Origin of the sequence: Nocardioides bruguierae (assembly GCF_023554635.1) — a bacterium.
In the GTDB taxonomy this organism is placed as follows: domain Bacteria; phylum Actinomycetota; class Actinomycetes; order Propionibacteriales; family Nocardioidaceae; genus Nocardioides; species Nocardioides bruguierae.
This window is the reverse complement of record NZ_JAMJPH010000032.1, coordinates 35,253-47,448: the sequence shown is the minus strand read 5'-3', so window position 1 is coordinate 47,448 and position 12,196 is coordinate 35,253. Positions and strand designations below refer to the sequence as shown.

Annotated in this window: 14 protein-coding genes; 5 read left to right on the top strand and 9 right to left on the bottom strand. The window is 75.5% G+C overall.

Features of this window, described 5'->3' with window-relative positions:
* Positions 1 to 168: 168 nt before the first annotated feature.
* Together greA and M8316_RS17410 are read right to left on the bottom strand one after the other, a co-directional pair.
* Positions 169 to 681, bottom strand: a complete 513-nt coding sequence (gene greA, locus M8316_RS17415) for a transcription elongation factor GreA (RefSeq protein WP_250056687.1) — start codon at positions 679 to 681, stop codon at positions 169 to 171.
* Positions 682 to 985: 304 nt separating this feature from the next.
* Entirely contained in the window at positions 986 to 1,432 is a 447-nt protein-coding gene (locus tag M8316_RS17410) for a DUF4307 domain-containing protein (RefSeq protein ID WP_250056685.1), read from the bottom strand.
* 123 nt (positions 1,433 to 1,555) lie between these two features.
* On the opposite strand from M8316_RS17410, the gene mca reads away from it, so the two are divergent.
* The gene (mca, locus tag M8316_RS17405; RefSeq protein WP_250056683.1) at positions 1,556 to 2,515 is read left to right on the top strand and encodes a mycothiol conjugate amidase Mca; all 960 of its coding nucleotides are present in this window, start codon (positions 1,556 to 1,558) and stop codon (positions 2,513 to 2,515) included.
* Positions 2,512 to 2,796: a hypothetical protein gene (locus M8316_RS17400; protein ID WP_250056682.1), complete on the top strand. Its 285-nt coding sequence runs from the start codon at positions 2,512 to 2,514 to the stop codon at positions 2,794 to 2,796. Before mca ends, M8316_RS17400 begins: the two co-directional genes overlap by 4 nt.
* Before the next feature lie 22 nt (positions 2,797 to 2,818).
* Here M8316_RS17400 and M8316_RS17395 read toward each other — a convergent pair whose 3' ends face one another.
* Positions 2,819 to 4,267, bottom strand: coding sequence for a serine/threonine-protein kinase (locus M8316_RS17395; protein ID WP_250056680.1), 1,449 nt, complete (start codon positions 4,265 to 4,267; stop codon positions 2,819 to 2,821).
* A gap of 140 nt (positions 4,268 to 4,407) precedes the next feature.
* Positions 4,408 to 6,603 (bottom strand): beta strand repeat-containing protein, encoded by a 2,196-nt coding sequence (locus M8316_RS17390; protein WP_250056678.1) that lies wholly within the window; start codon positions 6,601 to 6,603, stop codon positions 4,408 to 4,410.
* 266 nt (positions 6,604 to 6,869) lie between these two features.
* Here M8316_RS17390 and M8316_RS17385 point away from each other — a divergent pair, with 266 nt between their 5' ends.
* Together M8316_RS17385 and M8316_RS17380 are read left to right on the top strand one after the other, a co-directional pair.
* Positions 6,870 to 7,475, top strand: coding sequence for a sigma-70 family RNA polymerase sigma factor (locus M8316_RS17385; RefSeq protein WP_250056677.1), 606 nt, complete (start codon positions 6,870 to 6,872; stop codon positions 7,473 to 7,475).
* Positions 7,472 to 8,194, top strand: a complete 723-nt coding sequence (locus tag M8316_RS17380; protein ID WP_250056676.1) for a zf-HC2 domain-containing protein — start codon at positions 7,472 to 7,474, stop codon at positions 8,192 to 8,194. Before M8316_RS17385 ends, M8316_RS17380 begins: the two co-directional genes overlap by 4 nt.
* 30 nt (positions 8,195 to 8,224) lie before the next feature.
* On the opposite strand, the gene M8316_RS17375 is transcribed toward M8316_RS17380, so the two are convergent.
* The 5 genes from M8316_RS17375 to M8316_RS17355 all read right to left on the bottom strand — a co-directional run bounded on the left by M8316_RS17375 (position 8,225) and on the right by M8316_RS17355 (position 11,025).
* On the bottom strand, positions 8,225 to 8,614 hold the full coding sequence (locus M8316_RS17375) for an ATP-binding protein (protein WP_250056675.1): 390 nt from the start codon (positions 8,612 to 8,614) through the stop codon (positions 8,225 to 8,227).
* A 131-nt stretch (positions 8,615 to 8,745) separates the two neighbouring features.
* Entirely contained in the window at positions 8,746 to 9,672 is a 927-nt protein-coding gene (locus M8316_RS17370; RefSeq protein WP_250056674.1) for a cation diffusion facilitator family transporter, read from the bottom strand.
* Complete coding sequence (locus M8316_RS17365) at positions 9,669 to 10,067, bottom strand: ArsR/SmtB family transcription factor (RefSeq protein WP_250056673.1); 399 nt, start codon at positions 10,065 to 10,067, stop codon at positions 9,669 to 9,671. Before M8316_RS17365 ends, M8316_RS17370 begins: the two co-directional genes overlap by 4 nt.
* 57 nt (positions 10,068 to 10,124) lie before the next feature.
* Positions 10,125 to 10,535, bottom strand: a complete 411-nt coding sequence (locus M8316_RS17360) for a response regulator (protein ID WP_250056672.1) — start codon at positions 10,533 to 10,535, stop codon at positions 10,125 to 10,127.
* A gap of 88 nt (positions 10,536 to 10,623) precedes the next feature.
* Positions 10,624 to 11,025, bottom strand: coding sequence for a response regulator (locus M8316_RS17355; protein ID WP_250056671.1), 402 nt, complete (start codon positions 11,023 to 11,025; stop codon positions 10,624 to 10,626).
* A gap of 137 nt (positions 11,026 to 11,162) precedes the next feature.
* Between M8316_RS17355 and M8316_RS17350 the strand changes: the two genes are divergently transcribed.
* Entirely contained in the window at positions 11,163 to 12,176 is a 1,014-nt protein-coding gene (locus tag M8316_RS17350; protein ID WP_250056669.1) for an alpha/beta fold hydrolase, read from the top strand.
* Positions 12,177 to 12,196: the final 20 nt, after the last annotated feature.

Sequence of the window (12,196 nt, the reverse complement as noted above, 5' to 3'; positions counted from 1 at the left end):
CTCCCGCGGCGCCTCCGCCCCCGCCACCCCCCCCCACCCCCCGCGGCGGCGGCCGCATGTGGCGGCCGCCTCGGCGGTGGGGGCTGGTGAGGGGTGGGTCCGGACGGACGACGGCGCCGACCCCCGGGTGCGGGGACCGGCGCCGTGGCGTCGCGGAGGCGGGTGCGCTCAGCTGGAGTACGGCTTCGCGTCGAGGATGACCACCTCGAGCGTGCGGCCGTTGGGGGCCTCGTAGCCGACGGTGTCGCCGACCTTGGCGCCGATGATGGCGCTGCCGAGCGGGGACTGCGGGGAGTACACCTTGATGTCCTCCGAGACGGTGTCCTCCATCTCGCGGGCGGCCAGGAGGAAGGTCTCGGCCTCGTCGTCGTCGTCGCCGACGAACTTGTAGGTGACCTTGGAACCGGGGGCGACGGTGCCGTCGTCCTCGGGGGTCTCGCCGACCTGGGCACGCTCGAGCATGTCCTTGAGCTGGCGGATGCGGCCCTCGAGCCGGCCCTGCTCCTCGCGGGCGGCGTGGTAGCCGCCGTTCTCCTTGAGGTCGCCCTCGTCGCGGGCGGCGGAGATCCTCTCGACGACCTCCTGGCGCACGGGTCCCTCGAGGTCGGCGAGCTCGGACTTGAGCTTGTCGAAGCCCTCCTGGGTCAGCCAGATGGTGCCCTGCTCCGTGGACTGGGTCATTCCTACTCCTACCGTGAAGACGTCCGGGTGCTGCCGCGGTGCCTGTGCCGGCTCCGGCGGTCGGCTCCCGAGGGATTCTCGGGTGCGGGTGCGGCCCTCCCGGCGGGAGGCCGGGGAGGCTCTGACCTCGTCCTCCGGTGTGCCACGAACGTGACCACGACCCGGGGAGACCGGGCGGGCCACCTCGCGGTGGCCCGGCGAGTGAAGTCAGAACGACCAGTTTAACAACCTCGCGCCCCACCTGCAGGTCCTGCGGACCACCCGGTCGAGCGAGGCGGGTGGCAGGTGTGGGGCCGGGGACGGGTCAGCGGGCGCGCTCCTGGCCGGTGGCGGTGCAGCCCAGCCCCTCGACGGACGTGGCACGCCGCTCGGTCCGGATGTCGACCTCGAACCGCCCCGAGCCGGACGGGGAGAACGTGGTCTCGCCGACGGTCGACTTGTCCTCGGCGTAGGCCCGCAGCGTGCACTGCACGTCCTCGGCGTTGTCGGACATCTCGATGCGCACCGAGGCGTCCACCTGGTGCTCGTCGACCACGTCGAAGGCGAGGACGGCGGACTGCACGGCCGGGTCGGAGGAGCGCAGCGCCGTCCAGGCGACCATCGAGCCGGCGACGCCGACGAGGACGAGCGTCACCAGCAGGCCCACGACCCACGGCCAACGGGCGGGGCGGCCGTACCGGTGCGCCAGCTCGTCGTCGTGCCGGGCGGGCTGCTGCGCGGGGCCGGTACCAGGGCCGGGGGTGGTGCTCACGCCTGCGATCGTCCCAGACGGCACGGGAGGGTCCAACTGGCCGCAGCCCTTCCACAGGGCCCGTCGCGGCCGCGTGCCGCCCGCGGTTCGGTGCCGGGGACGGGCGCTCCTACGATGGAGGACATGCCGCAGCAGTCCGAGGCCCTGCCCTACGCGGGTCTGCGCCTCATGCACGTCCACGCCCACCCCGACGACGAGTCGAGCAAGGGGGCGGCGTCCACGGCCCGGTACGTGGCCCAGGGCGCGCAGGTGCACGTCGCGACCTGCACCGGTGGTGAGCGGGGCTCGATCCTCAACCCGAAGATGGAGCGCCCCGACATCCTCGAGAACATCACCGAGGTGCGGCGCCAGGAGATGGAGCGGGCCCGCGACATCCTCGGCATCACCCAGGAGTGGCTGGGCTTCGTGGACTCCGGGTGGCCCGAGGGCGACCCCAAGCCGCCGCTTCCCGAGGGCTGCTTCGGCCTCGTGCCGCTGGAGGAGGCCGCGGCCCCGCTGGTGAAGCTGATCCGCGAGGTCAAGCCCCACGTCCTCACCACCTACGACGAGCGTGGCGGCTACCCCCACCCCGACCACATCATGTGCCACAAGGTCGCCGTCGAGGCGTTCGAGGCTGCCGCCGACCCCGAGCGCTACCCCGAGCTGGGCGAGCCGTGGAGCGTCACCAAGCTCTACTACCACCACTCTTTCAACCGGCAGCGCATGGAGTCCCTGCACGCCGCGATGCTCGAGCACGGCCTGGAGTCGCCGTGGACCGAGCGGCTGGCGCAGTGGAAGCCCGAGCCGGAGTGGGACGCCCGCGTCACCACCAAGGTCGAGTGCTCGGCCTTCTTCGGCGTGCGGGACCAGGCGCTGCTCGCGCACGCCACCCAGATCGACCCCGACGGACACTGGTTCGCGATCCCGCGCGAGCTCCAGGCCGCCGTGTGGCCGACCGAGGACTACGAGCTCGTGGTCAACCGGGCGGGTGCGATCGGCCCCGAGAGCGACCTGTTCGAGGGCCTCGTGCCCGAGAGCACCACCGAGGCCGCGGACCAGGCCGCCACCGCCGACACCACGGACCTCGTCGAGGAGGACGCGTGAACGCCCTGACCCTGATGACCCTGCTCCCGCTGAGCAACCCGCTGGACCCCGCCCCGGAGGTCGACGACGTGACCGCCGGCTGGGTCGGCGTGCTGGTCATCGTGCTGATGTTCGTGGCCGTCGGCCTGCTCGGCTGGTCGATGGCCCGCCAGCTGCGCAAGACCCGCGTCGCCCGCGAGGCCGGCGTCTACGGCGACCAGCCCACCCCCGCCGACGAGCACCAGCAGGACGACGGCAGCGCCGGCGCCTCCGCCGAGCCGACCGGCCCGAAGACCGACTGAGGGGTCGCCGCGGGCCGGGCGGTCAGTCCTTGGCCGCCTCCCGCGCCTCCTTCTCGGCCTCCTTGGCGGCCTTCTCGGCTTCCTTCTCGGCCTCGCGGGAGGCCTTCTCGGCCTCCTTCTCCGCCTCGCGGGAGGCCTTCTCGGCCTCCTTGTCGTCCAGCGTCTCCGACGGCTCGGGCGTCGAGGTGGTGCTCGCGGCCTCGGACGCCGGGTCCGAGGAGTCGGAGGACCCCGACGTCGACTCCGACGTGGTCGCCCCGGCCGGGCTCTCGTCCGAGCCGCCCCCCAACACCGCCGCGGCGCCGACGGCGAGCAGCACCGCCAGTGCCACCCCGCCCAGCGCGAGCGGCACGGCCCCCGGGCGGCGACGTCGGTCCTGACGCTCGCCGGCGGTGGTGCCGGTGGCGGCGGGGGTCGGCGCAACCTGCGTGGTCGCGGCGTCCCCAGCATCCCCGGCGGCCGCAGGGGCCGCGCTGGTCGGGGCTCCGTAGGTGGGCGCGGTCGCCGCAGCAGCACCACCCAGCGCAGCACCTGCCGCCGCAGCACCGCCGACGGCGGCTCGACCGTGCGTGCCCTGGTCGTCGAGGACGGCGGTGGCGTCCTCCGCCGCCAGCACCGCGGTCGGTGCGGGGCCGGTGGGGTCGGCGGCGAGGGCCGCCAGTCGGCGGGCGAGGTCGGCCGCGGTGGGCCGGGCCGCCGGGTCGGCCGAGGTGGCCTCGCGCAGGAGTGGTGCCCAGCCGTCGGGCAGGTCGTCCGGCACCACGGGGTCGCGGCTGAGCCTGGCGATCGCCGACTCCGCCGGCGTCCCCGGGAAGGCCCGGGTGGCGGTGAGTGCCTCGAGCAGCACGAGCCCGAGGGAGTAGACGTCGGCCGCGGGGGTGACCTGGTCGCCGCGGGCCTGCTCGGGGGCGAGGTAGGCGGCTGTGCCGATGGTCGTGCCGGTGCGGGTGTGCCCGTCGGTGTCGTCGAGGAGCCGGGCGATGCCGAGGTCGGTGAGCTTGGCGTGCCCGGCCCGGTCGATCAGGACGTTGGCGGGCTTGACGTCGCGGTGCACGACGTCGGCGGTGTGGCAGGCGGCCAGGCCGCCGGCGACGGAGGACCCGATCCGGGCGACGGCCTCGGGGTCGAGCGGGCCGCGGGCCACGAGGTCGGAGAGCGAGCCGCCCTCGACGAGCTCCAGGACCAGGAAGGGACGGCGGTCGCCGCCGGTCTCGTCGGTGCCGGCGTCGAGCACGGCGACCAGGCCGGGGTCGGAGAGGCGTGCCAGCAGTCGGGCCTCGCTGTCGAAGCGGGCCCGGGCGGTGGTGTCGTCCTCGAGCGCGGTGGTGCCGGCGCGCAGGACCTTGACCGCCACGGCGCGGTCGAGAACCAGGTCGGTGGCGCGATGGACGTCGGCGGCGCCGCCGCTGCCGATGAGGCGCTCGAGGCGGTACCGGCCGGCCAGTGTCGGGGGCTGCGGTGTCTCGGACATCCTGGGCAGCCTCCCCGGAACGCCGGCACCTCACACCACCCGCTGCTCCACGGACACCGGTCTCAGGCACCGCTGCCCGGCACCTGAGACCGGTGCCGGGCAGCGGGTCCGTCCCGCAGGGGAGCCGGGACGGGCGGGGATCAGCTGGCGGGGACGTTCGCGCCGTTGAGGCTGAACGGGCCGCCCACGTTGAACACGTCCGGGCCGGTGGGCGCGGTGTTGCCGGTCACCACCAGGTCGGTGGCCGTGATGGAGCCGGTGCCGGAGTTCCACAGGCCGCCGCCCTCGTTGGCCGCGGAGTTGCCGGTGACGGTGCCGCCGGCCCAGGTGACGACGCCGTCGGCGGTCACGTGCAGGCCGCCGCCGTTGCCGGGGTTGGCGCCGGTGACGTTGCCGGCGGTGTCCACCGCGGTGAGGTCGAGCGTGCCGCCGTTGGTCTCGAGGGCGCCGCCGGCGCGGACGGCGGTGTTGTCGTCCAGCACGGTGTCGCTCATCGTCACGGTGCCCAGGACGTTGAGCAGGCCGCCGCCGGAGCCGAGCGAGCCGGTGGCGTCGTTGTCGCTGACCACGCTGTCGCGCACCGTCAGGGTGCCGTCGTTGTAGAGGCCGCCGCCGCCCTGGGTGGGCTCGGCGCCGCCGGTGGCGGTGTTGCCGGTGATTGTGGACGCGGCGACGGTCATGGTGCCGGTGGCCGAGTTCCACAGGCCGCCGCCCTCGACGGCGGTGTTGCCGAGCACGTCGGTGGTACGCACCGTCACGGTGCCGGCGCCGGTGAGGTGCAGGCCACCGCCGTTGCCGGGACCGGTGCCGGCGTCGTTGCCGGACAGCTCGCTGCGTCGCACGACGGTGGTGCCGACGTTGGCCTCCACGCCGCCGCCGGCGCGCTGGGCGGTGTTGCCGGAGACGACCGACCGGTCGATCTCGAGCGTGCCGCCGTTGTTGAGCACGCCGCCGCCGGAGCCCAGGGTGCCGTCCGCGGTGTTGCCGTCGACCAGGGTGCCGACCACCAGCAGGGAGCCCGCCTGGTTGAAGAGGCCGCCGCCGCCCTCGTCGGACGCGGCGCCGGAGGCGGTGTTGCCGGAGACGGTCGAGCCCCAGACCTCCATGGTGCCGGTGGCGGAGTTCCACAGGCCGCCACCCTCGAGGGCGGCGGTGTTGTCGAGCACCTGGGTGGTGCTGATGATCGTGGTGGTCGCGCCGGTGACGTGCAGGGCGCCGCCGTTGCCGGGGGCCGCGCCGGTGCTGTTGTCGGTGAGCTGGGAGTCGGTGACGGTGATGGTGCCGGTGGTGCCCTCGATGCCGCCGCCGGCGCGCGGGGCGGTGTTGCCGCGCAGGGTGGTGCCCACGACCACGAGGTCGCCGCCGTTGTCGTTGAGCACGCCACCGCCGGAGCCCGAGGCCCCGGTGGCGTCGTTGGCGAGCACCAGCGAGCGCTGCACGGTCAGGTCGCCGCCGTCGTTGAAGAGGCCGCCGCCACCCTGGGTGGCGTCGTCGCCGGCGGCGGTGTTGCCACGCACCACGGTGCGGCGCACGAGCATGGTGCCGGTGGAGGAGTTCCACAGGCCGCCGCCCTCGGCGGTGGCGGTGTTGCGCAGGACGCGGCTGCCGACGACCTCGACGGAGCCGCCTCCCGTCAGGTGCAGGGCGCCGCCGTTGCCCGGCTCGGCGCCGGCGCTGTTGGCGCGCAGCACGCTGCCCCGCACCACGGTGCTGCCCTCCAGCGCCTCGATGGCACCGCCGGCGCGGACCGCGGTGTTGCGCACCAGCCGCGAGCCGACCACGGCCAGCGAGCCGCCCTCGTTCATGATCGCCCCGCCGGAGGCACCGGCGCCGCTGACGGTGCTGTCCGCGATCACCGAGCGACGCACGACGAGGGTGCCGGCGCTGCGCAGGGCGCCGCCGGACTCGGTCTCGGTCGCGGCGCCGCCCACGAGCCGGACGTCGTCGAGCACGAGGGTGGCCTCGGGGGCCACGTCGAAGACCCGGTCGAGGCCGTCGGCGTCGATCGTGTGCCCGCCGCCACGCACCACGAGGTGCCCGGTGACGTCGAGGTCGCCGCGGAAGGCGCCGCCCGCGCCGTCCCGGGTGAGGACGATGTCCTCGGTGAGCCGGACGACGGTCCGCTCGCCCGCGAGGTTGGCGGCGCGGACGGCCTTGCGCAGGTCGGTCTCGGCGTCGACGCGGACCCGCTCGCTGGTCTCGGCGGGCGCCGCCTGGGCGGGTGCCAGCGGGAGCAGGCCCGTCACCGCGAGGGTGAGGGAGCCGGCCGCGAGGCCGAGCAGGCGGCCGCGACGTCCGGCGCGAGCCGGGCGTGCGGTCGTGGGAGGTGTGGTCATCGTCAGGCCCTTCGTCGGTTCGAGTCCGCGGGGGTGCCGCGGAGGTGCCGTGCGGGAGCGACGCCGCCGGGGGCCGGCGGGGGAGGCCGCTCGTGGGGTGGGTACGGGGCCCGACCCGGGCGCGTTCACGACGGGCCCGAGAAATCCGTGACGCGGTCTGGTCCACGGCTGTCGCCCGGACGGGGGACCCATCCGTGACGCGGAGCACACCGAACGAGGGGTGACGGACGCCCCCGCCGTCCCCCCCCAGCGACCGAGGAGCCGCCGTGGACGACGCCGCCACGAGCACCCGCACCCGACGCCCCGCCGAGGGCGCGCCACCCGAGGAGAGCAGGTCCGAGGTGCTGCCAGGCCTCGCCGACGAGGACGAGGTGCACGCCGCCTACCTGCGGCACGGGCCGGAGATCTACCGCTTCCTGCTGCGTGGCCTCGGGGACCCGGGCGCGGCCCAGGACGTCACGCAGGAGACGTTCCTCAAGGCGTGGCGCAACGCGGACCGCTTCGACCCGACGCTCTCCTCGCTGCGGGTGTGGCTCTTCGGCATCGCCCGGAACGCGATGATCGACCACGCACGGGCCAGCGGCGCGCGCCCGTGGCAGTCGACGCTGCTCGACCCGCCCAGCGTCGCCGAGCGCGCCGAGGAGGTCGCCGACCCCACGGAGCGGATGCTGGAGGGGTGGTTGCTGGAGGAGGCGCTGCGCCGGGTCGCGGAGCACCACCGCACCGCCATCGTGGAGACGCACCTGCGTGAGCGCCCCTACGAGGAGGTCGCCGGCGAGCTGGGCGTGCCGGTGGGCACGCTGCGCAGCCGCGTCTTCTACGGTCTGAAGGCGTTGCGGGCGGCGATGGACGAGATGGGGGTGGCGCCGTGAACGAGGGCGAGGAGCCGGTCGAGGAGCACGCGCGCCTGCGCGAGGCGCTGGGGCCCCTGGCGCTGGGCCACCTGGACGGGGCGGAGGCCGACCGCGTCCGCGCGCACCTGGACGGCTGCGCCGACTGCCGGGCCGACCTGGCCGAGATCGCCCCGCTCTCGGCGCGACTGGCCGCGCTCGACCTCGAGGCGCTCGAGACGCCGCCCGCGCCGCCGCCCGACCTCGGCCGCGCGATCCGCGCCCAGGTGGCCGAGGAGCGCGCGGCCCGGGAGGCGGACGAGGCGGACGAGCTGGCGCGCGCCCGGGCCCGGAATCGCCGGCGCGGGGTGCTGCGGGCGGGCCTCGCCGCCGCCGTGGTCGTCGCCGTCGCCGGTCTGGGCTTCGGCGTGGGCCGCACCGTCGGACCGGAGGAGGCGACCTCTCCGTGGGAGCCGCTGAGCGTGCGGACCGTGCCCGGCGTGCAGGTCTCGGACGCCGGCCTGGTGCCGCACACGTGGGGCACCGAGCTGAGGATCACCGGCGAGGGCTTCACCGCCGGCGAGACGTACCGTGCCGTCTTCCGCGCCGCCGACGGCTCGTGGTCGCCGGCCGGGGAGTTCGTCGGGGTGGGGGAGGCCGAGATGACCTGCAACCTGCAGTCCGCGCTGCTGCGCGAGGACGCGGTCGCGGTGGCCGTCACCGACGACGACGGTCGGCGGGTGCTGTTCAGCCGGTTGTGAGCGGCCCCGGCCGGCCCCGGGGGTGCAGGCTCAGGCTGCCTGGAGCGCCAGCTCGGCGACGATCCGGGTGCCGTGGTCGGTCTCGACGTGCCACGAGGAGCAGATGTCCTCGACGATCAGCAGGCCTCGCCCGCGGGTGGAGTCGGGGGTCGGACGGCCGGGGTGGATGCGCGGTGCCGGGCCGGCGTCCCGCACGTCGATGACGATGCGGTCGGGGTCGATCGTCCAGCCGACCTCGATCTCGCCCGAGGCGTCCGGGTGTCCGTGCTCGACGGCGTTCGACACCAGCTCGGTGAGGACGAGCTGTGCGTCGTAGGCGACCGGGTCACCGACGCCTGCGTCCGCGAGGGCCGCGCGCAGGTGGTGCCGCGCGACGCCGACGCTGGCCGTCGTCCTGGTCAGGTGCTGCTGGTGCTGCATGAGTGGCTCCCTCCGTTGCCACCGCAGTCCTACCCACCCCGGCCTGCGTCCACACCGCCTTCACGCGGTCTTCATGCAGGTGGGTTCGCTCACGCTGCGGTACGCACGTGCTCCCGGCGGTCGCGGGGGCGTCAGGGGTGGGCCGCGTGCTCGTGCTCGGCGTGCTGCCGGGACTCGAACTGCAGGGTGGAGTGGGCGACGTCGAAGTCCGTGGCCAGCAGGGACTGGAGGTCGTCGAGCAGCGGGCCGAGGTGTCCGTCGAGGAAGCACTCGTCCGCCACGACGACGTGCGCGGTGAGGGTCGGCAGGCCGGTGGCCACCTGGGTCACGTGCAGGTCGTGCACCGCCTCGACGTGCGGGTGGGTGCCCAGTCGTGCACGCAGCGTCGTGACGTCGAGGCCGGGCGGGGTCGCCTCCAGCAGGACGCGGCCGGCGCTGCCCAGGAGCACGAGCGTGCGCGGCACGATGAGCGCGACGATCAGCAGCGAGGCGACCGGGTCGGCGCGCTGCCACCCGGTGGCCAGGACGACGCCGGCGGCGACGAGCACGGCCACGGAGCCGAGCGTGTCGTTGAGGACCTCCAGGAAGGCGGCGCGCAGGTTGAGGTCGGCGCCGCGGGCGCCGGCCAGGATCGCGAGACCGACGATGTTGCCGACCAGGCCCACCACGCCGAAGACCAGCATCGGCCCGGCGTCGACCTCGCCCGGGTCCAGCAGTCGGGAGACGGCCTCGACGAGCACGTAGAGCCCGACGCCGAGCAGCACGGCCGCCTGCGCGGCCGCGCCGAGCACCTCGGCCCGACGCCAGCCCCACGAGTGGGTGTCGGTGCTGGGGCGGCGCGCCAGGGACGCGGCCACGAGGCCGAGCACCAGCCCCGCCACGTCCGTGAGCATGTGGGCCGCGTCGGTGAGCAGCGCGAGGCTGCCGGAGAGGACGGCGCCGACGACCTCGGCCACCAGCACCGCGGAGGTGATGGCGAGGACGACGGCGAGGCGGCCGCGGTGGTCCACGGGCAGCGCGTGGCCGTGGGAGTGACCGTGGGTGTGCCCGGCGCTCACGAGGGCTCCCCGTCGAGGTGGTCGGTGGGGCGGGCGTCGGGGTGGGCGTGGCCCCGGCACGGGGCGCCCGTGGCGTCGAGGACCTCGTCGGCGGCACCGAGCAGCGCGAGCACCAGGTCGGGGTGGGTCAGCGAGAAGACCGAGGCGCGTCCCTGCGCGCGGGAGTCGACCAGGCCGCAGTCGCGCAGGCAGGCGAGGTGTCGCGACACGGTCGACTGGGCGAGGCCGACGTGCTCGGTGAGGTCCCGCACTCGGTGCGGGCCGGTGAGCAGGTGGCGCAGCAGGCGCAGCCGGGACGCGTCGGCGAAGCCGTGGAAGAGGAAGGCGGCTGCGTCGTCGGCCGCGCCGTCCGGGGCCGCGAGGGCGGTCGCGTCCAGCCCCTGATTCATCGCCATGCGGCGATGATAGCGCTGTTCGTGCTCGGTGTGCGAGGAGCGGGCGTCGTGGTGCGGTCAGGCCGTCTCGGCCAGCAGGTCGTCCCCGTGCCAGCCCGGGCGCGGCGTGGCCAGGGCGGCGGCGACGGCCTCCCGCAGCGCGCGCTGGTCGACGGGCTTGAGGACGACGTCGTGGGCGCCGAGCGCGCGCAGCGCCTCGACCTCGTCCTCCTCGGTGACCCCGGAGAGCACCAGGACGCGCGGGCGCTGGTGCTCGGGCCGTGCGGCCAGGGCGGCGAGCACGGCCGCGCCGTCGCAGCGGGGCATCCGCACGTCGAGGAGCAGCAGGTCGAAGCGCTCGACCGAGGAGGCGTGCAGGGCGGTGTCGCCGTCGGCGACCGAGCTGACGTCGTGGCTGGCCCGGGTCAGCACGTGCCGCAGGAGCAGTCGCAGGTCCTGGTCGTCCTCGGCGATGAGCAGCTTTCCCATGTCCTGCTCATCGGCCCGTCGACGGCCCAGGTGAGCGTGGCGGCGGCCGCGCGGTGCCGGGGCCCTGAAGATCGTGTGAAGGGCCTGCTCACCAGGGCGGCGGGCCCGCCACCTGACGCTCGTCGAGGTGCATCCGCAGCCGGTCCACGAGGTCCTCGACGACGAACGGCTTGGTCAGCACGTCGTCGGCGCCGCTGACGTAGGCCTGCCGGACGCCGCGGTCGCGCAGCAGGTCGCCGAGGCCGTAGAGGGCGACCAGCGTGGGGCGCCCGGTCGGCTGCTGGTCGCGGACCGTGCGCAGCACGTCGTGGCCATCGAGCTGGGTCAGCCCGATCTCGACGACGGCCAGGTCCACGGTCTCGGTCAGCAGCAGGCGCAGGGCCTCGCGGCCGTCGCGGGCCTCGAGCACCTGGTGACCCTCGCGGTGCAGCAGGACCCGCAGGACGAGACGCAGGTCGTCGTCCGACTCGGAGATCAGGATGCGGGCCACGAGGTACCTCTCGGCAGTCGCAGCACCGGGCTGAGCGCATCGGCGGTGCCGCTGGCAGACTCGCGGCACGGCGCCTGGTCGTCCCGAGGCGCCGGCCGGCGCCCCGTCGGCACCCTCGCCCTCGAAGGAGTCACCGCGTGTCCGTCACCGCTGTCCGTCTCGGGGGCCGCCCCGACCTGCCTCTGCTGGTGCTGGGGCCCTCGCTGGGCACGTCGGCGACCGCCCTGTGGTCGCGCGCCGCCGCGCTGCTCGCCGAGGACTTCCAGGTGGTCGGCTTCGACCTCCCGGGCCACGGCCACGACCGCTCCGCGCCCGCGTCGCTGACGATGGCCGAGCTGGCCGCCGCCGTCCTGGAGGCCGTCGACCGGCTCACCGACAGCCTGACGCCGGTGCCCTTCCACTACGCCGGTGACTCGGTCGGCGGCGCCGTCGGGCTCCAGCTGCTGCTGGACGCGCCCGCACGGGTGCTCTCCGCGACCCTGCTGTGCACCGGGGCGAGGATCGGCACCGAGGAGGCCTGGCGCGACCGGATGGCGACGGTGCGGGAGTCGGGCACCCCGGCGATGGTCGCGGGCTCGGCGCAGCGGTGGTTCGCCCCCGGCTTCTCCGCTCGGGAGCCCGAGGCCTCGGGCGCGCTGCTGGAGTCCCTCGCGGCCGCGGTGGACGGCGGCTACGTGGCCGTGTGCGAGGCCCTGGCGACCTTCGACGTCCGTGACCGCCTCGGTGAGGTCGTCGCCCCGGTGCTGGCCGTGGCCGGCGCGGAGGACCCGGTGACCACCCCCGCGACGTTGGCCGAGATCGCCGACGGCGTGCCCGGCGGCCGGCTCGAGGTGCTGGACGGGGTCGGGCACCTGGCGCCGGTCGAGGCGCCCGAGGTGGTGGCGCGGCTGGTCCGGACCCACGCCCTGGGGGAGCCGGTGGCGGACGTCGGGTCGTGCCTGGACGGGCGCTCGCTGTCCCTCGTCGCCCTCGCCGCGCTCGTGGGCAGCGGCCGGGTCGAGGGCCTCGCCGAGCAGGTGCGGGCCGCCCGCACGCACGGGCTCGGCGGCGAGGAGATCGAGGAGTGCCTGCACCGGGCGGCGACCTCGGGCGGCATCGCGGACGCGGACGACGCTCTCCGCATCGCCCGGCAGGTCCTCGCCGAGGGCTGACCCGACCTGGCGCGTGCCGT